Annotated in this window: 20 protein-coding genes; 8 read left to right on the top strand and 12 right to left on the bottom strand. The window is 50.7% G+C overall.

Annotated features, from left to right (window positions below):
- Window positions 1–223: 223 nt before the first annotated feature.
- Entirely contained in the window at window positions 224–1,747 is a 1,524-nt protein-coding gene (locus ACJ2PR_RS18800; RefSeq protein WP_446878105.1) for an N-acetylmuramidase domain-containing protein, read from the bottom strand.
- 299 nt (window positions 1,748–2,046) lie between these two features.
- On the opposite strand from ACJ2PR_RS18800, the gene ACJ2PR_RS18805 reads away from it, so the two are divergent.
- The 3 genes from ACJ2PR_RS18805 (at window position 2,047) to thiL (ending at window position 4,877) form a co-directional block, all read left to right on the top strand.
- Complete coding sequence (locus tag ACJ2PR_RS18805) at window positions 2,047–2,541, top strand: hypothetical protein (protein ID WP_446878106.1); 495 nt, start codon at window positions 2,047–2,049, stop codon at window positions 2,539–2,541.
- A gap of 133 nt (window positions 2,542–2,674) precedes the next feature.
- The gene (locus ACJ2PR_RS18810; protein WP_446878107.1) at window positions 2,675–3,808 is read left to right on the top strand and encodes a peptidylprolyl isomerase; all 1,134 of its coding nucleotides are present in this window, start codon (window positions 2,675–2,677) and stop codon (window positions 3,806–3,808) included.
- A 70-nt stretch (window positions 3,809–3,878) separates the two neighbouring features.
- Complete coding sequence (gene thiL / locus ACJ2PR_RS18815) at window positions 3,879–4,877, top strand: thiamine-phosphate kinase (protein ID WP_446878108.1); 999 nt, start codon at window positions 3,879–3,881, stop codon at window positions 4,875–4,877.
- Window positions 4,878–5,407: 530 nt separating this feature from the next.
- Here the strand turns inward: thiL and ACJ2PR_RS18820 are convergent.
- Window positions 5,408–6,268, bottom strand: a complete 861-nt coding sequence (locus ACJ2PR_RS18820) for a DALR anticodon-binding domain-containing protein (protein ID WP_446878109.1) — start codon at window positions 6,266–6,268, stop codon at window positions 5,408–5,410.
- Window positions 6,269–6,549: 281 nt separating this feature from the next.
- Between ACJ2PR_RS18820 and ACJ2PR_RS18825 the strand changes: the two genes are divergently transcribed.
- On the top strand, window positions 6,550–7,266 hold the full coding sequence (locus tag ACJ2PR_RS18825) for a Crp/Fnr family transcriptional regulator (RefSeq protein ID WP_446859901.1): 717 nt from the start codon (window positions 6,550–6,552) through the stop codon (window positions 7,264–7,266).
- A gap of 158 nt (window positions 7,267–7,424) precedes the next feature.
- Here ACJ2PR_RS18825 and ndhD1 read toward each other — a convergent pair whose 3' ends face one another.
- Window positions 7,425–9,017, bottom strand: a complete 1,593-nt coding sequence (gene ndhD1, locus ACJ2PR_RS18830; protein ID WP_446878110.1) for a photosynthetic/respiratory NAD(P)H-quinone oxidoreductase subunit D1 — start codon at window positions 9,015–9,017, stop codon at window positions 7,425–7,427.
- Window positions 9,018–9,137: 120 nt separating this feature from the next.
- Window positions 9,138–11,219, bottom strand: a complete 2,082-nt coding sequence (locus tag ACJ2PR_RS18835; protein WP_446878111.1) for an NAD(P)H-quinone oxidoreductase subunit 5 — start codon at window positions 11,217–11,219, stop codon at window positions 9,138–9,140.
- Between the two features lie 339 nt (window positions 11,220–11,558).
- Between ACJ2PR_RS18835 and ACJ2PR_RS18840 the strand changes: the two genes are divergently transcribed.
- Complete coding sequence (locus tag ACJ2PR_RS18840; protein ID WP_446878112.1) at window positions 11,559–12,869, top strand: cytosine deaminase; 1,311 nt, start codon at window positions 11,559–11,561, stop codon at window positions 12,867–12,869.
- A 110-nt stretch (window positions 12,870–12,979) separates the two neighbouring features.
- Window positions 12,980–14,332: an FAD-binding oxidoreductase gene (locus ACJ2PR_RS18845; RefSeq protein WP_446878113.1), complete on the top strand. Its 1,353-nt coding sequence runs from the start codon at window positions 12,980–12,982 to the stop codon at window positions 14,330–14,332.
- A gap of 49 nt (window positions 14,333–14,381) precedes the next feature.
- On the opposite strand, the gene ACJ2PR_RS18850 is transcribed toward ACJ2PR_RS18845, so the two are convergent.
- A complete protein-coding gene (locus ACJ2PR_RS18850) occupies window positions 14,382–14,648 on the bottom strand; it encodes a hypothetical protein (RefSeq protein WP_446878114.1) in 267 nt (88 codons plus the stop codon).
- Between the two features lie 258 nt (window positions 14,649–14,906).
- Here ACJ2PR_RS18850 and ACJ2PR_RS18855 point away from each other — a divergent pair, with 258 nt between their 5' ends.
- Complete coding sequence (locus ACJ2PR_RS18855) at window positions 14,907–16,472, top strand: NupC/NupG family nucleoside CNT transporter (protein WP_446878115.1); 1,566 nt, start codon at window positions 14,907–14,909, stop codon at window positions 16,470–16,472.
- Window positions 16,473–16,521: 49 nt separating this feature from the next.
- Complete coding sequence (locus ACJ2PR_RS18860) at window positions 16,522–18,147, top strand: DUF2079 domain-containing protein (RefSeq protein ID WP_446878116.1); 1,626 nt, start codon at window positions 16,522–16,524, stop codon at window positions 18,145–18,147.
- Between the two features lie 248 nt (window positions 18,148–18,395).
- Here the strand turns inward: ACJ2PR_RS18860 and ACJ2PR_RS18865 are convergent, their stop codons facing one another.
- The 7 genes from ACJ2PR_RS18865 to ACJ2PR_RS18895 all read right to left on the bottom strand — a co-directional run bounded on the left by ACJ2PR_RS18865 (window position 18,396) and on the right by ACJ2PR_RS18895 (window position 22,279).
- The gene (locus ACJ2PR_RS18865) at window positions 18,396–18,569 is read right to left on the bottom strand and encodes a hypothetical protein (RefSeq protein ID WP_446871563.1); all 174 of its coding nucleotides are present in this window, start codon (window positions 18,567–18,569) and stop codon (window positions 18,396–18,398) included.
- 2 nt (window positions 18,570–18,571) lie between these two features.
- On the bottom strand, window positions 18,572–19,741 hold the full coding sequence (locus ACJ2PR_RS18870) for a discoidin domain-containing protein (RefSeq protein WP_446878117.1): 1,170 nt from the start codon (window positions 19,739–19,741) through the stop codon (window positions 18,572–18,574).
- A 1-nt stretch (window position 19,742) separates the two neighbouring features.
- Window positions 19,743–20,072, bottom strand: coding sequence for a hypothetical protein (locus tag ACJ2PR_RS18875; protein ID WP_446862524.1), 330 nt, complete (start codon window positions 20,070–20,072; stop codon window positions 19,743–19,745).
- Window positions 20,069–20,572 carry a hypothetical protein gene (locus ACJ2PR_RS18880; RefSeq protein ID WP_446862522.1) on the bottom strand — a complete coding sequence of 168 codons (504 nt, stop codon included), beginning with the start codon at window positions 20,570–20,572 and terminating at the stop codon, window positions 20,069–20,071. Before ACJ2PR_RS18880 ends, ACJ2PR_RS18875 begins: the two co-directional genes overlap by 4 nt.
- Window positions 20,554–20,787 (bottom strand): hypothetical protein, encoded by a 234-nt coding sequence (locus tag ACJ2PR_RS18885; protein ID WP_446862521.1) that lies wholly within the window; start codon window positions 20,785–20,787, stop codon window positions 20,554–20,556. Before ACJ2PR_RS18885 ends, ACJ2PR_RS18880 begins: the two co-directional genes overlap by 19 nt.
- A complete protein-coding gene (locus tag ACJ2PR_RS18890; RefSeq protein ID WP_446862520.1) occupies window positions 20,787–21,329 on the bottom strand; it encodes a hypothetical protein in 543 nt (180 codons plus the stop codon). The genes ACJ2PR_RS18885 and ACJ2PR_RS18890 overlap by 1 nt, the downstream gene beginning before the upstream one ends.
- A 128-nt stretch (window positions 21,330–21,457) precedes the next feature.
- Window positions 21,458–22,279, bottom strand: a complete 822-nt coding sequence (locus ACJ2PR_RS18895; RefSeq protein ID WP_446878118.1) for a hypothetical protein — start codon at window positions 22,277–22,279, stop codon at window positions 21,458–21,460.

A 22,279-nucleotide genomic window follows, 5' to 3' on the forward strand; every position in this document is an offset into this window, starting at 1 on the left:
TAGGGGGCTGAAGCCGCCTGAAACGAAGCGACAACGACTTGTGTGTACACGGTAGGAATTGGCAGGTGGGGGCAGAAGATCTCAGCAACAGAGCGAAAGAACTTCATTAATATTGACTATGAATGAAAGCGCGATCGTCCCAATTCCCCTTGGCTCAGAACCTCAAGCCGTTCTATCTGGACGATCGCCCATTCTCCTTTCAAATTAGCTCCTCATCTTCTCCCTAAGCTCTCCCTTTCCAATATCGGTAGGCATCGGCTAGTTTTTCGTCGTAGCGGTTGGCTCGATAGCCTTCGCCGTTGTAGCGGAGTGCAAAGCCGGCCCAGTCGCGGTTGATTAAAAAGCGATCGAGACGGTTGCTCTTGATAAAGTTGAACATGGCCATGAGTTGTTTGCCTTCGCTGAGGTGCATATCGCGAACAAAACTCTCGACATCTTTGTAGCCCGCCGCTTCGTGGTTAAAGCCCATCACCTGACCCAACCCCCAAGAGGCTGACTTGAGGGCACCTGCGCGATTGAGCCGAGCCGCTTTGTACAACCGATCCCATTCAGCAGCGCCGCCCAGATAAAGGGCACGATTCCACACGGGGCTAGAAATGTCGCCATTAGAACGATCGAAGCGACTGTCTGTAAATGCCGAAAACCAGTGAGCCTCAAACAAGATTTTGGGTCGGCCATCCTTAAAAAATCCTGACCCTGCGGCTTCGACATCCACCACCGCTCGGACTGCGGCCACCTCACAGCCGATCGACTGAGCCACCGATCGATAGTCCCCATCCACCAGTTGACGAATCGGACGCACGATCGCAATTCCTGAAATCGTCGGCTCCAAAAGAAACTGTGCCGCTTGAGGGGGCATCTCATTCGATTTGAATTGGTAAACCCTGGCAAAGGCAGCATAGGCGGCTTGAGTGCCATTGCCCCAAACGCCATCGATCGGCCCTGGTGCATGACCCAACGCATCCAGACACTGTTGCACTTCTCTCGCCAAGCCCTGACTCGCCGCAATTCTGTCAATCTGCCAAATCACGCCCCCGGTTGCAATCTCGCGCAAGCCTCTAGGCAAGGCCTGGGTCGGGCTGGCATATCTCGGAGTTGGGGCAGGCGTGGGAGTCGGCGTGGGTGTAGGGCTGGGCGTAGGGACAGGAGTCGGCGTGGGCGTAGGGGTTGGTGCAGGAGTCGGTGTAGGAATTGGTGCAGGAGTCGGAACTGGAACAGGACTTGGCGTGGGAACAGGAGTCGGCGTGGGCGTAGGGGTTGGTGCAGGAGTCGGAACTGGAACAGGGCTTGGCGTGGGAACAGGAGTCGGCGTGGGAACAGGAGCGGGGGTTGGTACCGGAACAGGTGTCGGGGTTGGTCTGGGTGTTGGAGTCGGAGCGGGGGTTGGTCTGGGCGTGGGAGTCGGAGCAGGCGTGGGAACGGGCGTTGGTCTGGGGGCAGGGGTGGGCGTGGGGGTCGGACGCGGAGTCGGAGTGGGCGTAGGAGTCGGTCGAGGCGCGGGAGTTTGGTTGATTCTCAGCAGCAGTTGAGCCGCTCTTGGAGACAGTTCTTCTGGCTTGAGTTGGTTGGCTCTCGCAAAGGCAGCATAGGCGGCTTGAGTCCCATTGCCCCAGAGTCCATCGACGGGCCCAGGTTGATATCCCAACAAAATCAGGCGCTGCTGGACTTCTCTCGTCAAATCACGATCGGCTCGTACACTAGCAATTTGCCAGGTCGCTGAAGCAGCAGCAAGGTCTCTCAGATTCATGGTGGGGCCCGTCCTCTTGTGTAGATGGCTTTCCAATTTTAGGCGCGATCGTCAATTCTCTCTGAGAAAAATCTACGTGCTTTCAAATAGAGAAGTCTTCTTTTGTTACAAATGCTTAAGCGGCTTAGGTCATAAGCTGCGTTTCTCAAGTCGCTTTCAAGCACTGACTAGCTCTAAGTTTTAGACTTTGCACTCAGCACGCTCAAGAGGTTTAGTCACACTTCTCTTGGAGACTGCACCAGGAAACGGCATAAAATCTTGTACTGAATCTCCACAGTTTTTACAAGCCCTAACAAACGATGCAACCCTCAATCAAGGTTATTTTGCTGACATTGGCTGCCACGATCGTAGGAACCCAATTAGCGACAGCGGTTCCGGTTCCCGATCGCCCTGGCGATTACCCAATACCCAAGTCAGCGAGAAGCAGCTCCCCCGGACAGTCCAATTGGATCGTCGTCGATGGAGACTTCAAAGGGCTAAACTGCCGCATGGCCAAGCAATTTCAGTCCGTAACGCTGGATGGTGCCGATGCACCCGCCGCAATTTTTTTGAATAATCAGTATGCGATCGCCGACTGGCCCATCAGGTTCACCTTCAAAAAAGGACAGCGCCTTCAAGCCGTCACGGGCAATATGGGACGCAATCAAATTATGCTCCTCGACAATCGTGGCAAGCCCTGGATTCCGGTCAGTGTGCAAAAGGGCGATCGTTCCATCAATTGCTTTATTCGTGCCAACAGCCGATTTATCAAGCCGCTCAAAGAAGATTCGATTTCGGGTAGAGCGCTGGAGTGAGGAGTGAGGAGTGAGGAGTGAGGAGTCAAGGAAAAGATTTGACCTGCACCTTTACACCCCAAACCCCAATCTTCACGATGCTCCCCCTCATGGCACAATCGAGAAGGGCTTTTTAGCACAGAGGGAGCGCAACATGTTTGTTTGGAATGGTATGAAGCTCAATTCTTTGAAGCGGCGATCTCGTCGAGATACCCGCAAGGGGTCGGTCAGACTGCTGATTCTAGGGCTGGTTTGCTTTCTGATCGGTTGGCAATCTCCAGTTTATGCACTGCCTCCGGGCAATCCGATTACTGATTCGCAGTCGCTGTTGAGATATGCATTGCCGATCGACAATCCTGATGTTCGCAAGCTGCAATTTAGCCTCGAAGATATCACCGCGCAACTGCGGGCCAATCGTCGCTGGGGGGCAGTCGTCGGCGATGTCAAACAAGCTTATCGAATTTTGACCGATCGTCAGACTCAACTTTTAGCCTCAATTCCCGACGACAAAAAGCCCCACGCAGAGGCGATCATTGCCAAACTCAAAGCGGGCGTTGAAACCCTCCAAACCAGCGCCGAAGCGAAGAATAAAGAACAGACGCGATCGCAGCGGGCGGATTTGCTCAGTCTCGTCACCGACCTCGAAGAATTGATGGTGCAAAAATTCCCTTACGAGGTGCCCGAAGAATATAGCAATCTGCCTCAACTTAAAGGACGTGCGACGGTTGAAGCGAAGACGAGTCAGGGAGATTTGACGATCGTGCTCGATGGGTTTAGCGCCCCCGTCACGGCTGGCAACTTTGTCGATCTGGTCAAACGCGGCTTCTACGATGGTTTGCAGTTCACGAGAGCCGAAGATTCTTACGTGCTGCAAATTGGCGATCCGCCCGGCCCAGAAGTTGGATTCATCGATCCTGACACCAAGAAGTATCGCGCTGTCCCGTTAGAAATTTTGGTCAAAGGCGATGCGGCTCCCCTGTATGGCATCACGCTCGAAGATGCTGGACGCTATTTGGATCAGCCCGTTTTGCCTTTCTCGTCGTTTGGGGCGTTAGCGATGGCGCGTCCGGGTGAAGACCCCAATGGCGGCTCGTCTCAGTTTTTCTTCTTCTTATTTGAGCCAGAATTGACCCCCGCAGGCTTAAATCTGTTGGATGGTCGCTATGCGATTTTTGGCTTTGTCACCTCTGGTCGAGAAGTGCTAGAAAAACTCAAGGCAGGGGATACGATCGAATCCATGAAAGTCATCGACGGCCTAGAGAACCTGGTCGAACCCAAAGCCGCTTAATTGAAAATTTGATCCATAATTCAGGACTGTGTGATAGCCACTCAGTCTTTTTCATATGCTTTTTTTTCATATGGCAGAAACAGTGCAGACGATCGGTGAACAAGGACTCCTCAAGCGCCTCCAAGCCTTTTGCCCTGCTGACGTAGTGGGAGATGATGCCGCAGTGCTCTCGATCGAAGCGGGAAAGTCACTCGTCGTCACCTCGGATGTACTGGTCGAGGACGTACATTTCAGCGATCAAACCACTCCTCCTCAAGCAGTGGGATGGCGATCGGCGGCCGCAAATCTTTCTGACCTCGCAGCAATGGGAGCTTCGCCCCTGGGAATTACCGTAGGCTTAGGGCTTCCGGGCAAATTGTCGGTGGGCTGGGTTGAGGATTTGTATCGCGGCATCACAGGCTGTTTGCAAAAGTATGGAACCGTCATTGTCGGAGGTGACATTTGTCGATCGCCCATCATTACCGTCGCTATCACCGCATTCGGGCAAGTCGAGCCAGCCAGCGTGATTTGTCGCTCAACGGCTCAAATTGGAGATGCCATCTTAGTCACAGGCTATCACGGCTCTTCAAGAGCAGGTTTAGAACTGTTGCTCTATCTAGAACTTGCAGAAACCCCCAATGAAGCCGATCTCACCACCCTAATCCAAGCCCACCAATTCCCTAACCCTCGCCTGGACGTTCTACCTTTCCTCCCTCCTCCCTCCTCCCTCCTCCCTATTTCTGGAATGGACAGCAGCGACGGGCTTGCGGACGCGATCGTTCAGATCTGTCGTGTCAGTCAAGTTGGGGCGAGAGTTGATCGATCTGCAATTCCCATCCATCCTGCTCTAAAGCGTCTGGTGTCTCCCGAAAAGGCGATGAACTGGGCGCTTTATGGTGGAGAAGACTTTGAACTGGTGTTGTGTCTGCCGCTAGAAGCCGCACACGTGTTAGTCGAGAAAGTAAAGGGAGCGGCGATCGTGGGCGAAATCACTTCTAACCCTGATATTCGCGTCGTCGATCCGACTGGAGAAATACCCGATGAGATTCTCACTTTAGAAGGCGGCTTTCAGCACTTTGACAGTGATTAGACGGCAGTGATTAGACGTTAGATGTCAAGCTCGGTTAATCAGGTTTCGACTACTTTTCATCTACTTTTCATCTATTTGATGTGACAAAATTTGTTCTACGCCTTCTCGTAATGCTGCCGTCTGGAATGCCACCACATTTCAGATAGATTGTCTTTTACAGCAGGCTGGTGGAACTTCTATTCAGAGGCAGCATTGATCAGAGAAGGATTTGGAAAACTCTGCCATAACTGGTTTTATTTCCCGACAAAGCCCTTCTCGATCAGACTTTCGCCAGGAGTCCGTAACCCCAACTTTTAGTAATTTGAGACTTCAATGGAAAAACTTTTCAGGTTAACTGTTTGAGAGCCAACCAACAGAGCTTTAAAATCAGGAAGAGTACCGACGACTGGCCGTGTTTCGTCTCGGTACTCTTGCTGGTTCGCTCCTCACACTCCAATAATATATCTGAGCGCCCAGGTTTTGTCACGGATTGGGAGATAAAAATAAGTTATGACACCAAGATGACAGCGATGTGTCTCTCAATGAAAGGGCTAAAGCTCATCCGGTGCACAGATCCCCAAACCTTCTTGGAGCAACGATCGCAGCAGTCTTTGAGTCACCATCACCAAACTTAATCTTTCTGGAGATAAATTTACAAGTTGGCAAACTTTGTAGAAGCGCTGGAAAGCTTGAGCGAGCGCGATCGTCCCTTTAAAGACTGTTTGACTGCTCTGGGTCATAGAAGCGTCATACAGATCATCTAGAACGGAAATTATCAAAAAAATCAGATCTCGATCTGCTGGTTGACGAAGGTCAGGCTTAGATTGTGTCCTATTTGACCGATCTAACTCAATTCCTGCTTCTTTAGCCAGACGGATCAGCGTTACACAACGCGCATGGCTGTACTGACAAAGGAAAGTGCTCTCATCTGAGGGCAATTTATCCGCAGAAATCAGGGGTATCCGGGGTGGCTTCTCGATTAAGAATTGTAACCAGATTGCGAATCCTCGATCACTCAACACAAACTCCAGATAGCCTAATGCTGTGACTCGTACCGTAAATTCACGCAAAATGTCTTGAAACACCGTAGATTCCTCGGTCTGGGGTGCATCAAACTGGGTGAAGTTTTTTGCGACTTGATACGCCAAAGGCAAGGCTGTTCTCAGTGAGCCAGACGCTAATTTGAGGGCGATCGCAGACTGATACTCAGTTAGAGACGTTGCATTTCTGACCTGCCTGAGCGGAATCTGTGCCGCACAAAGCTTGCTGCTGTAAGAAGAATTATTCTGTCTTTGAGGTGAAGAAGCTTTTGCTACTACAACATCCTCCTTCGGGTAGATTGTTTCAAATAGTCTGTCCAGTAACAATATGCGAAACGTAGGATAAGTAATCTTATGTAGGCTACAATTCATGGTATTTACGGTTGATGCTCTAGGATAAGGTTGATTTTGGTCAAATTTCGGTCGAAAATCCTCCAGTTTCGTTAAGAGTCCATGTCGCTTGTAGTTACAATTACTGAGATCAGGCTACAAACAAGGAGACTCTACTTTCGGATTTCTCCCTTTAGTGCAAAAGTGTCTAAAGGTGCCTATCTCTATTCCGATCGGTTGAGAAATGAGCCAGCGTTTCGGTTTCTGCTAAATACTCAGTGACTTGTCAAAGTCTCACACTGTTCTCCAACAGCCTTTAACTTATGTACTCAGTATCTCCCCAACAAAATTCAGAAGCGTCTCGTCCATTTTTGACGTGGCAGCGCATTATTGATTGGGCCCAAGAACATTATCGAGTTCGGTCTTTTAGTAAAGATGAGCGGATTCCTGCCCGTCCAGGTCTACTTTATCTGGTGCAAAAAGGTGCCGTAAGACTCGTGGGAACAGCCCAGGTCAACGCCACTGGCGGCAATGCATCTCGTCTCGCTCGTATCAGCCCCGAAGAAGCATTCTTAGGATTTGTCGGCGCAGGGCAACCCTTTGAGATTGTGGCGCAATCACCGTTTACGCTACAAAGCTATGCTCACGTTGACCAAACCTCCGTGGTCTGGATGTATTGGCACGATCTGGACAACTGGCCGCATTTTCGCCGCGAAGTGTTGGATGCTTTCCGCTATCAGCATCAGCGCAAACTTCTCTGGCTCAGTACACTGGGTCAGCGCAGAACTATCGATCGCCTCCTCGGTTTTCTGACACTGCTGATTGAGGAATATGGCGAACCGACCGAAGACGGCTACTGTCTGCCTTTTCCGTTGACTCATGCCCAGATCGGGAGCGCGATCGGTTCAACTCGCGTTACGGTCACCCGTCTGATGGGCAAGCTGCGCCAAAAAGGAATGATTCGCACTCAAGGCGATAATCTGCTCTGTTTGCCGACTGACTCGGTTTTGACCACGCGGAATACGCAGAGTCAGGGATGAGGGGTCATCTTCGACAGGCTTTACGATAGGGGGATGAACAGCAGCGTTTGTCTTCCTCAATCCTTTGAGCTTGAAGATTCAGAAAGGTTGCCAATAAAGAAGGCAGGGAGCGAGTTGAACTTACTTCCTGCCTTTTTGCATGATTTAGAAAAGTTTGGTTAACGCAGTGTTGGAGCGGCGATCGCTTCTCCTAGCGGGGGTTGTAAAGCCACAGATTTAGAAGCCTGTTGAGCCAGGGTTGGCACCTGATCGCGAAGCCGAGCGGTTAGCTGCTGTGTCTTGGAGTCGTAGATCTGAGTCAGCAGTTTTGGATAGAAGCCAATGCCAATAATTGGAACTAGCAAACTGGCGATAATAAAGACTTCGCGAGGTTCTGCATCGATCAGCGCTTCGTGTGAGGTCAGTTCTTTGTTTTCTGGCCCATAGAAGATTTCGCGCAGCATTGAGAGCAAGTAGATGGGCGTGAGAATGACCCCGATCGCTGCCAAGCCCACCACAATAATTCTAAAAGTCTGACTGTAAGCGTCACTGGTGGCAAAGCCGACAAAGACCATCAGTTCGGCGACAAAGCCACTCATTCCAGGCAGAGCCAGCGAGGCCAGCGAGCAAGCCGTAAACATGGAGAAGATTTTGGGCATCTGTTTGCCGACACCGCCCATCTCGTCCAGCATCAGGGTGTGGGTACGATCGTAGGTTGCTCCTACCAAAAAGAACAAACTCGCCCCAATTAAACCGTGAGACACCATCTGCAAAACGGCACCACTTAACCCTAAATCGGTAAATGAGGCGATGCCAATCAGGACAAATCCCATGTGAGAGATTGAGGAATAGGCGATCTTTCGCTTCAAGTTGCGCTGGGCAAAGGAAGTGAGAGCCGCATAGATAATATTCACTACTCCTAAAATCACCAGAGCTGGTGCCACCGTTGCATGAGCCGCCGGAAGCATTTCTGCATTCATCCGAATCAACGCATAGCCACCCATTTTGAGGAGAATGCCAGCCAGCAGCATGTGAACGGGAGCCGTCGCTTCACCGTGAGCATCGGGTAGCCAGGTGTGGAGCGGAATGATCGGCAGTTTGACCGCGTAGGCAATCAGAAAGCCCGTGTAAACCCAAAGCTGAAAGTTGAGCGGAAAATCTTTGGCGGCTAAAGCGCGAAAGTCGAAGGTCACCGTGTCACCATAAAAAGCCATCGCCAGCCCTGCAACCAGGATGAACAGCGAACCGCCTGCCGTGTACAAAATGAATTTTGTTGCTGCATACAGCCGTTTTTTGCCGCCCCAAATCGACAGCAGAAAATAGATAGGCACCAGTTCCAGTTCCCACGAGAGGAAGAACAGCAGCATATCCTGAACCGCAAAAACCGCAATCTGACCGCCGTACATGACCAGCATCAGAAAGTAGAACAGGCGAGGCTTAAAGGTGACGGGCCAAGCTGCCAAAATTGCCAGAGTAGTGATAAATCCTGTCAAAATAATCAGGGGCATCGACAATCCATCGGCACCAACTGACCAATTGAGATCTAACTGAGAAACCCAGGGGTAGCTTTCGACAAGCTGAAGATCTGGATTTGCAAAGTCGTATTGAGTATAGAAGGCGTAGACGATCAGGGCAAAATCCAGCAGCCCAACGATCAGCGAGTACCAGCGAACGGTTTTGCCGTCCTTATCGGGAATAATGGGGATTAAGAGAGAGGCTGCGATCGGAAACAAAATGATCGTGGTCAGCCAGGGAAAATTGGCGGTTAGCATTCTAGTTTTTAAGGTTGAGTTATGAGGCGTTTGAGAGAGGTGGCGATCGACGATAGCGGTTGACTGTCAGCAGGATTTTATCTACCCCACAGGACTAACAGCCAACCTCTCATAACTTCTTTAGGTTGCGCCTGAAAAGATCACAAGTCCAAGGACGGCGACAAAAATAATCAGGGCATAAAACTGGGCCCGACCACTTTCCAGGTATTTCAGTCCTTCTCCAGACAGCAGGGTTGCGAGTCCGGCCAGGTTGACTACCCCGTCTACCACTTTGGAATCGACTTCTAAGACCTGACGAGCCAGACGGCGACTACCCTTCACGAAAAGCTCACCGTAAACTTCGTCAAAGTACCACTTGTTGAGCGACAGATTGTAGAGGAATGGAATCTTGGCGGCGATCGCCTTCGGATCAATCTTGCCGCGCAGGTAGATCAGAGAGGCTAGGGTAATCCCAATCAGCGAGATCCCCACTGAACTACCCGCCATCACATAAAACTCAGACAGCGTTTCTTGACTGGCTTCGGCTGCGATTTGAACGGCTTCACCAGGCGTATGAATGAATTCCTCAAAGTAGTTGCCGAAGGGTGTTCCGACCAGTCCGATCAGGGTTGAAGGAATGGCCAAAAGCAGCAACGGCAACGTCATCGTCAACGGAGATTCGTGAGGCTTTTCGGCGTGGTGTTGATGGTTGCCGGAATCGACTTCTTCGCCGCCCGGAGCTTCCATTGTTAGTTCTTTGGGGTTCATTGCGCCGGGCCCAAATGCCAGCCCCATCTTCTGAAGCTGCTCGTTTTTGAGAACTTGCTTGACGGCGGCATCCGTGCCTCGGAATTTCCCTTCAAACGTGCTGAAATACATGCGGAACATATAGAACGCCGTGATCCCAGCCGTCAGATAGCCAATTACCCAGAGGGCAGGATTTGCGGCAAACGTGGCACCCAAAATTTCATCCTTTGACCAGAAGCCCGCAAACGGCGGAATTCCCGAAATTGCTAACGTTCCGATCAAGAAAGTAATTGCTGTCATCGGCATGTACTTTCTCAGTCCGCCCATCATCCGCATGTCTTGAGCGTAGACGGGATCATGTCCAACCACTTCTTCCATGCCGTGGATCACCGACCCAGAGCCAAGAAACAGCATCGCCTTAAAGTAAGCGTGCGTCATCAGGTGGAACAGTCCGGCACTGTAAGCACCGACTCCCATCGCCATCACCATGTAGCCCAACTGAGACATCGTAGAGTACGCCAGACCTTTCTTGATGTCATTTTGGGTAATGGCGATCGATGCCCCCAAAAATGCTGTAAAAGCTCCCGTCCAGGCAATCACATCCATCGATGCGGGAATGCCTTCAAACATCGGGAACATACGAGCAATCAAGAAGACCCCTGCCGCCACCATCGTCGCTGCATGGATCAAAGCAGAAATGGGAGTCGGGCCTTCCATCGCGTCCGGCAGCCAAACGTGGAGCGGAAACTGGGCTGATTTTGCCACCGGGCCCAAGAAGACCAGAATGGCGAATAATCCCGCTAACCAACCGCTGATTGAGCCAGTGGCCACGAGGTCTTGGAGACGATCGCCAATCACATTAAAGTCAAAACTGCGAGTTGCCCAATACAAACCCAAAATACCAAGCAGTAACCCAAAGTCACCCACTCGGTTCGTCACAAACGCCTTTTGGCAGGCATCGGCTGCCGCTTTACGGTAAAACCAAAACCCAATCAGCAGATAGGAACACATGCCCACCAGTTCCCAAAAAATGTAGACCTGGACGAGATTAGGGCTAATCACCAGACCCAGCATCGAGGAACTGAACAGACTCAAATACGCATAAAAGCGAACATATCCGGGATCGTGCGCCATGTAGCCATCGGTGTAGACCATGACCAGAAAGGCAACCGTCGTCACGATCACTAGCATTAATGACGAGAGCGGGTCGATCACATACCCCATCGACAGGTGAAAGTCGCCCGCCGAGGCCCACTCAAACATCTGAGTATAAGGGGCATGTCCACGAAATTGGCTCCAAAACAGAGCAAACGAGAGGGTCATCGCCGCGCCAATCAGAGACACGATGAAGATAGAGTTTGCCTGTCGGAGACGATTGACATCTTTATTGAATGAGATCAGCCCTAGACCAACTAGCATCGCACCTGCAAGAGGCAGGACGGGAATTAGCCAGGCATACTGATAAATCGGTTCCATCACTCACGCCTAGTTTAGAGTTCTTTACTATCCAGGGTAGTCAATTTGGGCAACGTTGGGATAGTCTGATCCAAATGACTGGGATTGGAAATTGCAATCTTAGTTTCTATGGGATAGTATTTCCAATTTGTTTATAGTCAACATCTGTAATAGGACAGGCAAAAGAGCCAGGTTGTCTTAAGATTTCGACACACTTTTGATAGAGAAGTCTCTATCTTTTAAGAAAAGCTGACTCTAAAACGAGCAATTTCAACTCCTCCTTAACGCTTCAATCTCAACTATTTCAAATATTTCAAAAGCTAATTTTTCAAATCCTGACGCTGAGTGCAGTTTGCTTCCATGATTTTTGACTCTTCGCATTATTGGTTGAGAAACGCCCATATTCCGGCTTCGATCGTCGTCGGCGGCACCAAATGGACTCCTCGCAAACCGCCTGAAGATCACCTGTTATCTGTAGATTTAGAGATTATTGAGGGCAGCATTGCGACGATCGTGTCTGCCGGAACTTACACCAGCTATCCGCATCCATCGATGGATCTGCGAGGCGGAATGGTTCTCCCCTGTTTTGTCGATCTGCACACGCATCTGGATAAAGGCCACATTTGGAATCGCGCTCCCAATCCAGATGGCACTTTTGAAAGCGCGTTGAATGCGGTTCAAACTGATGCCGCCAAAAATTGGAACGCTGATGACGTTTACCGCCGCATGGAATTTGGGCTGAAATGCAGCTATGCTCACGGTACTCAGGCGATTCGTACCCACATCGATGCGTTTGGGGAGCAGGGCGAAATTAGCTTTAGCGTCTTTAGAGAACTGCGAGAAAAATGGAGCGATCGCTTAACGCTGCAAGCCGTTTGCCTTGTGCCGCTGGATTACTTTCTCACGCCCGACGGTGAAAAATTAGCCGATCTGGTGGCCCAATCTCAGGGGATTTTGGGGGGTGTCGCCTACATGAATCCCGATATTGAAGCGCAGGTCGATCGCGCCTTCACCCTGGCCAAAGACCGCAAACTCAATCTCGACTTTCACACCGACGAAACCAACGATCCCCAATCAATGACGCTGCGATCGGTGGCTCAGGCTGCCATTCGGCACAAGTACAAAGGGAAAGTGGTGTGTGGGCACTGCTGTAGTTTGTCCGTTCAAGAAGACGTGGAAGCCAACCAAACGATCGCTCTGGTCAAAAAAGCGGGCGTTGGTGTCGTCAGTCTGCCGATGTGCAACTTGTATCTACAGGATCGTAAACCTGGCCGCACTCCTCGCTGGCGCGGTGTCACTCTGCTGCATGAGTTGAAACAAGCGGGGGTAACGGTAGCGATCGCTCATGACAACTGCCGCGATCCCTTCTATGCCTTTGGCGATCATGATGCTTTTGAGGTCTTCAATCTATCGGTGCGAATTGCTCAACTCGATCGTCCCTACGGCGATTGGATCAATGCGATTACGTCCAACCCGGCTGATTTGATGGGCTTACCCAATGTCGGTAGAATCGGAGTCGGACTCCCCGCCAATCTGGTGCTATTCAAAGCGAGAAGCTACAGTGAACTACTGTCTCGATCACAGCATGATCGTCTAGTTCTCCGAAACGGTAAGGCGATCGATGCCACGCTGCCTGACTATAGTGAATTAGATGACTTGAAAGAACTTTGACCTGACGCGCTCCGTAAATTGTTTCACTCTTTGGGGATGGAGATTTTGGATACCAATTTCCTGCCAGAATCGGCTTAAGATGCAAAAGAAATGTTCACATAGAACGTCTGATGACTTCGACAACTAGCCCCTTTGATCTGAAAGCTGCGATCGCTGACCTTACCGGACTTGATATCATCACCGATCCCAATCAGATTGCCAAACTCTCGCAAGACTACTACACCTTTAGCCCCGTTTTGGTCGAGCAACTGACCGGAAAAGTCGGCGGGGTGGTGATTCGTCCCGTTGATGAGGCGGAAGTGATCCGAGTGGCGCAAGTCTGCGTGAAGTACAAAATTCCGCTGACGGTACGAGGCGCAGGAACGGGCAACTATGGGCAGTGTGTTCCTCTCGAAGGTGGCGTGATTTTGGACATGACCCGAATGACCGCGGTGAAATGGGTCAAACCGGGGATGGCGAGAATGGAGGCAGGGGTCAAACTTTCGGTCTTGGACAAGCAGACACGAGAAACGGGCTGGGAAATTCGTATGGCTCCGTCTACCTATCGAACGGCGACGATCGGCGGCTTTATCGGCGGCGGCAGTGGAGGCATCGGGTCTGTCACCTATGGACAACTGCGCGATCGCGGCAATCTGCAAGCCGTTCGGGTGGTGACAATGGAAGACGAACCAAAAGCGATCGAACTTCGGGGCGATGAGGTCTACAAAGTGGCTCACGCTTACGGAACGAATGGCATTATTACGGAATTAGAGGTTCCCCTCGCGCCCGCTTATCCCTGGGCAGAGGCGATCGTGACGTTTCCAGACTTTATGACGGCGGCTCGATTTGGTCAGGCGATCAGTGATGCCGACGGCGTGATCAAAAAGCTGGTTTGCATCTGTGCTGACCCGATTCCGGGCTATTTTGCTGCGCTCAAGAGTTACTTTCCAGAAGGGTCACACTGCGCGTTGTTGATGGTGTCTGAAACCAGCCTTGAAGCCTTAAATGAGTGGGTTAAGGATTTTGGGGGAACGAGCGCCTACGAAAAAACGGCTCAAGAAGCCAGCAAAGGCGTTACTTTGTCCGAGTATTCCTGGAATCACACCACGCTTCATGCTCGCAGTGTTGACCCGACGTTGACCTATTTGCAAACCCTGTTTCCTGACGACAAACAACTGACCTTGCTCGAACACATGTATCAACACTTTGGCGATGAAGTTATGATGCACCTGGAATTTTTGCGTGTGGGGGGAGTGGCTCGTCCGGCTGCTTTGCAAGTGGTGCGCTACACAACCGAAGAACGCCTCAACGAAATTATTGCCTACCACGAAGCCAAAGGCGCTTTTATCTTCAATCCTCATACCTATGTGTTAGAAGACGGCGGCATGAAGCAGGTCGATGTCGAACAACTCAAATTTAAAGAAAAAGTTGATCCCTACGGATTACTTAATCCTGGCAAAATGCGGGCGTGGCTAGAGCGATAAAGATTTGCTTGAGAGAAATTGAAGCTGGAACCACTTCTAAAGATCGTTTCTAAAGATCGTCAAAGGGATTGAAGAAATCGAGGTGGGGAGGTTCGCGATCGGCTAACTCTGAAGGCGGTCGATCGTTGCTCCAGGCCCACCAGACAGTTGTACATTGGCACTGATAAAATTCTTGCCATTTTTTGCGATAGTCCTCCAAAAAGACAGGCGATCGGCGATTGATCCAAACTCGCTCTGCTTCGAGACAGGTTTTGTGACAGTTGGGGCAGTGAAACTCATGGGCGTGGACGGCTGATTTAGTCCAAGCGGGCGGCATTGGCTCGAAAGCATCCATGTATCGCGACGTAAGAAGGCTTTGCTTATTATGACCTGTGAATTGGAGGATAGGGGAATCGGGCTATGAGGAGAAAATTTCTTATCACGTCCAAATAACTTTTGTGTCACCCTTCAGATTTACTGACATTTTCTGTGTTGATCGAAGCATTTTTAGGTATCGTCTAAGGGGCAACGGTTCATCTACCGTAAGGGTAGTCCTCAAGCGCGTTTTGCTCGATCGTCAATAAGGTGCCGCCTCATGGGTTTGCTGAATCTTGTCTCGCTGCTTGGAATTTTTGGTTTGTGTGCGATCGCCTGGTTATTTTCCGAGAATCGCAGTTTGCGGGTGTTTCCGTGGCACGTGGTTGGAATGGGCATTTTGCTGCAACTAATTTTGGGCGCGCTAGTTTTTCTAGTGCCGTTTACGAGAGAAGCGCTGCAAGGCTTTAGTAATCTTTTGGATGGGCTGTTTTTGGCGGCAGATACCGGAGCAAATTTTGTGTTTGGTAAGAACATCGTGCCCCTGCCAGACCGACCTGCCGATGTGAATCTAGGCTATATTTTTGCCTTTCGAGCGTTGCCAACAGTGATCTTTTTCTCTGGTTTGATGGCGCTGCTTTACAACATCGGGGTCATTCAAGTAATCACCAACGTATTTGCTAAAGTGTTCTACTCCGTGATGCGATTGAGCGGGGCTGAGGCGTTGAGCGGGGCAGCGAATATTTTTGTGGGCATTGAGGCGGCGATCGTCGTCAAGCCTTATCTCGCAAAAATGACCCGAAGCGAACTCTGCGCCATTCTCGCCTGCTGCTTTGGGACGGCGGCCTCCTCAACGCTGGCAATCTACGTCAGTTTTTTGCGTCCTGTCTTTCCCAACATTTTGGGACATCTGGTTTCCGCCTCGATTATTGCTATTCCAGCCTGTTTTGTGTTGTCAAAGATTCTGGTTCCCGAAACCGAAATTCCACTAACGGCGGGTGGCATTCCCAGCGAAAAAACGACGCGAGATGAGTTTAACGATGACTTTGACGAAGAAGAATTTGCCCCTCCAGAAACCGTCTCAGGAGAACCGATCGAGCGCGTTAGCCCACTGGATGCGGCGATCGTCGGAGCGTTGGATGGCGTAAAAATGGCGGTGTCGATCGCGGCTGTGCTGATTCTAATTTTGGGCTTAGTCTCGTTGATCAATCAAATTTTTGCAGGGCTGGCTAACATTCCCGGTGTAATTGGACAGTTTTTTGGCATTGTCACGCTGGCCAACATCGAAGGCGCGATGTTTTTGCCTTTCACCTTTCTCACAGGGGTCTCTCTAGAGTGGAATGAGCTTTGGGAATCGTCAGTTATTATCGGCCGCAGACTACTCGAAACGGCCATTCCCCCTTATCAAGCGCTCGCCACCGCCGCCGCCCGCCCTGACAACCCCTTAAGCGATCGCGCCGTTTTGATCATCAGCTATGCGCTCTCTGGATTTGCTCACCTCGCCTCTGTGGGAATCTTTGTAGGAGGCACGATCGCGCTAATTCCCTCTCGCCGTAAAGACATCTCAGAATTGGGCTGGAAGGCTCTGTTTGCCGGAACCTTAGCAACTTTGATGATCGCCTGTGTCGCCGGATTTTATGATACCGGAAGCGCCAGCATTCTAGGTGAAAAGCCTGCGATCGTGGCTCCTGCCGCCTCCCCTAAAGCCACCCCGCTGTCCGTCCCCGTTGCTCCCGCCGCTCCCAAAACCCTTGCCCCTTCGCCTCCTGCCCCTCCCAAAGCCACCGCCAAACCGACCAAACCAGCCAAAAAGCCAGCCGCCGCTCCCACCCCTTCACCTCGCTAGAGTAGCGGCGTGATATAGTTTGCGATCGTTCCCCCCGCGATTCTCTCTAATGCCCTTTTTCAAACTTCCTTATCTCTTTCGACCAATTGTTCCGAGCGATCGTACCCCTGGTTTACGTCGTGCGTATCTTTTAGCAGCTATCTTCTTCATAGCAGTATTGCTGATTTCACTTCATCGCTATTTTGTTTTCTATACATCCTACGATCAAGGACTGTTTAACCAGGTATTTTGGAACAGTTTACACGGGCGATTCTTCCAGAGTTCGCTGACTTCCAATAATTCCATTTCATCAATGGCAGATGGAGCGATTCCCACCGTATCTTTTTTACATTTGGGTCAGCATCTCATTCTAAATTTTCTTCTATGGTTACCGTTGTATGCGCTATATCCCAATCCAGCGACTTTAATTGTGTTGCAGGTTGGGTTAATGGCTGTTGGCGGGCTGTTGCTCTATGCCTTGGCGAGACACTCTCTATCGCCCCAGCTTTCACTCTGGATTACTGGAGGATATTATGCAGCGATCGCCGTTATCAGTCCCACCGTTGCCAATTTTTATGAGCAGTGTCAGATTCCGCTGTTGATGTTTGGCTTATTGCTGGCCCTTGAGAAACAGTCCTGGCGATGGTTTTGGGTGTTGGCGCTGCTTGTCTTAGGCATTCGAGAAGATGCTGGAATCATGCTGTTTGGCGTGGGCGTTTATTTGCTGATTAGTCGGCGGCATCCCAAAACCGGATTCGCGCTTTGCTTGTTGAGCTTTAGCTATGTGGCGATCGTCACGAGCGTGATCATGCCGCAAATCTCAGAGGACAATCCTCGCCTCTACATGGCCGTGCGGTTTCGGCAATTTGTCAATCACGATGAACCGACGACACTAGAAGTTTTGTGGGGCATGTTGACCAATCCGATCGCCCTGATTACCAGCATTTTTACACCCGTCGATCGGCGCTTAATTTATCTCGTTTCTCACTGGCTTCCCGTAGCTTTTGTGCCGATGATTTCTGCGTCTGCCTGGATTGTGAGCGCTCCGCCATTATTGTCCCTGTTTGCCCAATCTGGCGTGTCTGCTCTCTCGATCAATTTGCGCTATGCCCTAGCCGTCGTTCCCGGACTTTTTTATGGAGCGGTGCTGTGGTGGTCACATCATCCCCAGTCCTTTACGCCTAGAGTTCGGCGTTTTTGGAGCGTCTGCATTGCGCTGTCGATCGTGTTCACAATTACCAATAATCCCAATCGAGCGTTTTCATTTGTGATTCCTGATTCCATTCGCCCTTGGGTTTTCGTTCCGATCGCACGTCAATGGGAACACGCCCAGTATATCAATCGTGTGATTGGCGACATTCCCCCAGATGCCAGCGTTTCAGCCACCACGCACCTGATTCCCCAATTGTCGAGTCGCCGAGAAATTATTCGCTTGCCTGCGCTGCAATTGCGTGACGATCGCAATCAGGTGATCCAGATGGAATACGCTGTTGCCGACATCTGGCAGTTACGAGAATACAAAAAAGCCTTTAAAGACACGCTAAGTCATTTTGTTGCCATCGTCCCTGCTCTAGACAAGCTAATTACGACGGGTGAATATGGCATCCTGCGAGCAGAAGATGGGGTCGTCTTGCTCAAGAAAGGAGGGCGATCGTCGATCGAGGCACTAGCAGAGTGGCAAAAACTTAAAGGATGACCAACCAGTATTTCACCGCCTACAGAGCTTATGTTGACCTAAAAGACTGAACTAAAAAGTGAACTTCTTTGCTACAGCTCCAACCGCGGGAGAGCTAACTAAATCTTCCACAAGTGAGGCACTTTGAGCCGGAAATCTTCTCTGAAAGTCCCTCAGAATGAAAGGCGGGAGGGCAGAAGAACCTGAGAACAAAGCGAAAAAAACTATATCGAATTGACGTTAAAAAATGTAGCTAACCTGAGTACGGGTTAAGCCGAAAGCAGCAAATTGTGGTCAAGCACGATAGAAGGCTTCTTGGGTGGATGGCATTGCTTTGCCAGGTTCTGCCAGACATCGCCCTTGTCGGCAACCACCTTGCCAAACAACGGTTGCACCAATCGCGGCACTGCAATTCTTTGTTTCAAACTGCGAGTAATTTTCATGACTAATTGAAAAACCTAAATTCAGTTGTAGACAGCCAACTGTTGCCGACGATGCGGAAAAACCGTGCCGTCACTTGTGGAAAAACACAAAGCACGAATTGATTTGGGCCAGAATCGGACACGCGAACGATGTCAGACAATACGATCCAGTCAGATCCGTTTGAACTCCATTGAATTTGCTTGCCATTGAGATAAGCGGCAACCCCTCCCCAGTTCTGCAAACCCCCCCCCCCAACCTGAATCCCCCTGCGAGTGATCGCAGTGGCAAAGGTTGCTTGAATCCATTCGATCGCCCCCGAACTAGAAGCGAAGCCCGTCCCTGGATTGCCATCCGTCAGCGTGGCAAAGCTTCCTGTTAGATAAGAAAGGTTGCCATAGACCGACGATTGCGACACCGTGAAGTTTGTTGTGATCGGCGTTAGGGCTGCGATTGGAGTTGGGGTCAACTGCCCCAAAATCTCTTGAATGCCATTGGTGATCGCCGGATCGGTCTGCACAGTGATGGGAAACTGCCCCAAAATCTGTTGAATGCCCGCGTTGATCGCCGGATCGATTTCCACGTCGATCGGAAACTTCCCTAAAACTTCACTTTGCTTCTGTAGGATTTGCCCCTGTCCAATCGCGATCTGCTCCGCAGTTACCGCAAGGGTCGCCTGAATCGTCTCAATGATCGACACGGGAATTTGAGCCTGAATCGGTTGCTGTAGTCGATCCAGAATTTGAATCTGTCCAGTGGCGATCGCTTGAATGTTGGACGCGATCGCCGGGTCAATCCCTCCCGCTTCTAGCTGCTGTAAGATTTCCTGTTGCCCATTCAAAAGCGTCTGAAGGGCAGATGAATAGTCGTTTCCGTCAACTTCAATGTCACCTTCAAAGACGGAAATTTTGACCAGCCAGCCGAGATTGTAGTCACGGAAGAAGCGATCGCCCGATCGGATCGCCAACCGTCGATCGCCCATCGTTGCCGGGGGGGATTGAAATCGGACAATCTGAGATTCGCTCGTCGTGACGCGGGTAGGAGTCGCAAAAGGTGCCGACCCGTTGCCCTGAGTAATGTCTACACGCACCTCACCAGGCGGATCGACAAACTCAAATCGAAACCATTCCCCCTCAATGGGAACTGTCCAAGTCCATTGATTTGCAATCTCAATCTGAGCAACCAACCGCCACATATTATTGAACCAGATTGTTGAGTGAGGCTTCTAAGTCGATCTCTAGTTCAATGCCTAGCTTGACGATCGGGTTCCCATTGGCATTCACCGTGACCACTTTCGAGAAGCTTGTTAGCAAGGGTTGATCGGCTTGTTGACGTTGTTCATTGAGTTGAGTCTGTAATTGATGTAGCGAGTTGAGTAACTTGCCCATCGCTTCAATCACGCTCGATTCAGGCGTTAGAGCATCTCCCGTCAGCCGATTGAGATTGAGCATGACAGGCTCACCAAAACCGCGCCAGGTCATCGTTTCATCAGGCAAAACCTGATCTAGTCCAGCAAAATTAATCATTGTAGGTTGTTGATCCTCATTTCAATTCGAGCCAAATCGACTCTGAGAGCCTGTAGCAGTTCTTCCGTGGTATCCGATTCAGCGCCGATGTACTCCCATACTCCAAGGGTGATTTTGGGCATCCAGCGCATGGCTTCAAAGCGATAGCGGTGTTCGGTGGCGAGGCGAGGGAAAATGTGAAGCTCGATCGTGTTCAGAGTGATCCGTCGCTTTGCCCCATCCAGGACAGACGAACTACTTCCGCTCAAGCCGGGAAAAATCAGCGTGTCATCCAGGGAAACTCCGCCAACTTCCTGATAAAAATAGCCTGCGGTGTTCCAACTGGGAGGAGCATCGAGGTAAGACGCTCCCACCGCCAAAACTCGACTTGCGATCGTGATAGGAAGCTCAATAATGTCGATCATCGGGGCCCTGATTTTGCTCTTAGACTTATCCCCGACATGCTGCTGGTAGTAGATAAGTCTCCAGTTTCCCGCTTCACTCAGGTCAAAATTAAGCACGCCTCTAGCTCCTCTTCCCACGCCTGGGCGACTTCGATCGGGTCGGCGTATTCTTCAGCCAGATAATCGAGGAAGGAATCGGGTTCTATCTCACCGCGCATGAATGCGGCTGTAATGATTGCCCGATCCATCATCGCTTCTACCTCTTCCTGCCACTCGCTTTCAGTTTGCCCTGGATACCAAAGCGCGGGTGTAGCTAAGAGAAGGTCATCCATTAGTTACCGCTTTCCACTAGGGGTAGACGTTCTGGCTCGAACCAAATCCGACCGTACGACCCGCCTACTTCATTTTTCTTGGCATTGGAGACGGTACCAAATTTTGTACGGACTGAGGCCATCGTCGGGGTAGTGGTGTCCGAGATTGCAGCCGAGAAAGTGCTTTGAGTGCTACTGCCACGGGTGCCACGAGCGTAACGGATATAAGCGCGATTGCTGGCCCGAGCTCGTACGACTTGAGGAGATGCATCGGCAACCATTGCGTAGATCCGGTTGGGCTTAAATCCATTAGGAGCCGTTGGATCGCTGCCTGCGTCAGCCAGACCCAAAGCAGCCAATCCCCCAAAGAAAGTCACACCAGATTGAGGCGTTTGGATCGTGAATTCGGTCGTTGGTGCCGAGGTGCAGCCATACTTTACAGAACTCTTAGGACGGCGCTGGGTAGCGGTGCCTTCGGCCCGTTGGGGAGGAACATAAGCCTCACGACGACGGGCTGCCTCCAATTGCTCTTGTAGTTCTCTAGCGGTCTTACGTCTGCTCATAAAATTAGAAAGGTTTGAACGAGTCAACTTGATAGTTCTAGTAATGCCCTACCAGTAAAGGTTTCAGGTCATTTTTTGCGGTCGAGTTAGTTAACTATCTCGGTCAATTTTTGCCAATTCTTAAAAGGTCAGACTTTCACCAGGGCATCTCGTTTAGTGCCTGTGCGATCGACTAACACCACTGGATTCGGTAGTCCGTGGATGTGCAGCTCCGCCCATCTAAATCGCACGTCTGCGCGGGGCCGCCTCCGCATTTTGCGGCGTGACTTGCCATAGACCGTGTGGTTTCCAGGCACGATCGGGAAGGTTGCTCGACTCTCGTGAACCGTCAGGAAATCCCAGTCAGGGGCGTGACTTTGAATGTCTAGAACCTGCTCAATAATTCGCTTTCCTTCAGCTTCGCTGGTGACGAGCAGCCGAAAATCATAGCCACGTTTTTTGTCTAGATAAGTGACCTTCACGCGCCCCTTTTTCCAAACGAATCCACCGGCCGCAGTGAACGCGGATCGAACTCTAGAAGCCAGATTTCTCGCCTCAGAGGGCGTAATTGTCTCAGGGGATTCTCTGGTCAACCTAAAAGTGATATCGCCTTCAACGGGTGAGAAACCCTGCTCTACGTCTCTCGCATCTTCCAGGAAGTAAAGCCGAATCTGAGGTGCAAAGGTGAATTGCTCCTGAAAGGCGATCGACGGCATCCCATAAATAGATCCCTGAAGGTCTGCACCTTTTCGCAAGACGAAATAGAAGAACATTAGTTTATTTAAAGTCTCTAGTGCTGAGTCAGCATCTCGCAACGTAGAAGCAACTCTCAGGCTTCCTCTAGACGTTGTGATATCGTCATCCCAATCGCTGCCCAAGTCGTTAAACTCTTCTCGAACAATACGATTCTGAACTTGCATCAAGGTTTGTTGGAAGTGTTCCCAACTGCTGAAATTTTCAGGTAATGGCAT

This window comes from Phormidesmis sp. 146-33, assembly GCF_052939515.1.

What these genes read in the sequence shown, in the direction of transcription:
- ACJ2PR_RS18800 (WP_446878105.1), bottom strand. Translation starts at nt 1,747, where the DNA reads ATGAATCTGAGAGACCTTGCTGCTGCTTCAGCGACCTGGCAAATTGCT.
- ACJ2PR_RS18805 (WP_446878106.1), top strand. Translation starts at nt 2,047, where the DNA reads ATGCAACCCTCAATCAAGGTTATTTTGCTGACATTGGCTGCCACGATC.
- ACJ2PR_RS18810 (WP_446878107.1), top strand. Translation starts at nt 2,675, where the DNA reads ATGTTTGTTTGGAATGGTATGAAGCTCAATTCTTTGAAGCGGCGATCT.
- thiL (WP_446878108.1), top strand. Translation starts at nt 3,879, where the DNA reads ATGGCAGAAACAGTGCAGACGATCGGTGAACAAGGACTCCTCAAGCGC.
- ACJ2PR_RS18820 (WP_446878109.1), bottom strand. Translation starts at nt 6,268, where the DNA reads ATGAATTGTAGCCTACATAAGATTACTTATCCTACGTTTCGCATATTG.
- ACJ2PR_RS18825 (WP_446859901.1), top strand. Translation starts at nt 6,550, where the DNA reads ATGTACTCAGTATCTCCCCAACAAAATTCAGAAGCGTCTCGTCCATTT.
- ndhD1 (WP_446878110.1), bottom strand. Translation starts at nt 9,017, where the DNA reads ATGCTAACCGCCAATTTTCCCTGGCTGACCACGATCATTTTGTTTCCG.
- ACJ2PR_RS18835 (WP_446878111.1), bottom strand. Translation starts at nt 11,219, where the DNA reads ATGGAACCGATTTATCAGTATGCCTGGCTAATTCCCGTCCTGCCTCTT.
- ACJ2PR_RS18840 (WP_446878112.1), top strand. Translation starts at nt 11,559, where the DNA reads ATGATTTTTGACTCTTCGCATTATTGGTTGAGAAACGCCCATATTCCG.
- ACJ2PR_RS18845 (WP_446878113.1), top strand. Translation starts at nt 12,980, where the DNA reads ATGACTTCGACAACTAGCCCCTTTGATCTGAAAGCTGCGATCGCTGAC.
- ACJ2PR_RS18850 (WP_446878114.1), bottom strand. Translation starts at nt 14,648, where the DNA reads ATGCCGCCCGCTTGGACTAAATCAGCCGTCCACGCCCATGAGTTTCAC.
- ACJ2PR_RS18855 (WP_446878115.1), top strand. Translation starts at nt 14,907, where the DNA reads ATGGGTTTGCTGAATCTTGTCTCGCTGCTTGGAATTTTTGGTTTGTGT.
- ACJ2PR_RS18860 (WP_446878116.1), top strand. Translation starts at nt 16,522, where the DNA reads ATGCCCTTTTTCAAACTTCCTTATCTCTTTCGACCAATTGTTCCGAGC.
- ACJ2PR_RS18865 (WP_446871563.1), bottom strand. Translation starts at nt 18,569, where the DNA reads ATGAAAATTACTCGCAGTTTGAAACAAAGAATTGCAGTGCCGCGATTG.
- ACJ2PR_RS18870 (WP_446878117.1), bottom strand. Translation starts at nt 19,741, where the DNA reads ATGTGGCGGTTGGTTGCTCAGATTGAGATTGCAAATCAATGGACTTGG.
- ACJ2PR_RS18875 (WP_446862524.1), bottom strand. Translation starts at nt 20,072, where the DNA reads ATGATTAATTTTGCTGGACTAGATCAGGTTTTGCCTGATGAAACGATG.
- ACJ2PR_RS18885 (WP_446862521.1), bottom strand. Translation starts at nt 20,787, where the DNA reads ATGGATGACCTTCTCTTAGCTACACCCGCGCTTTGGTATCCAGGGCAA.
- ACJ2PR_RS18890 (WP_446862520.1), bottom strand. Translation starts at nt 21,329, where the DNA reads ATGAGCAGACGTAAGACCGCTAGAGAACTACAAGAGCAATTGGAGGCA.
- ACJ2PR_RS18895 (WP_446878118.1), bottom strand. Translation starts at nt 22,279, where the DNA reads ATGCCATTACCTGAAAATTTCAGCAGTTGGGAACACTTCCAACAAACC.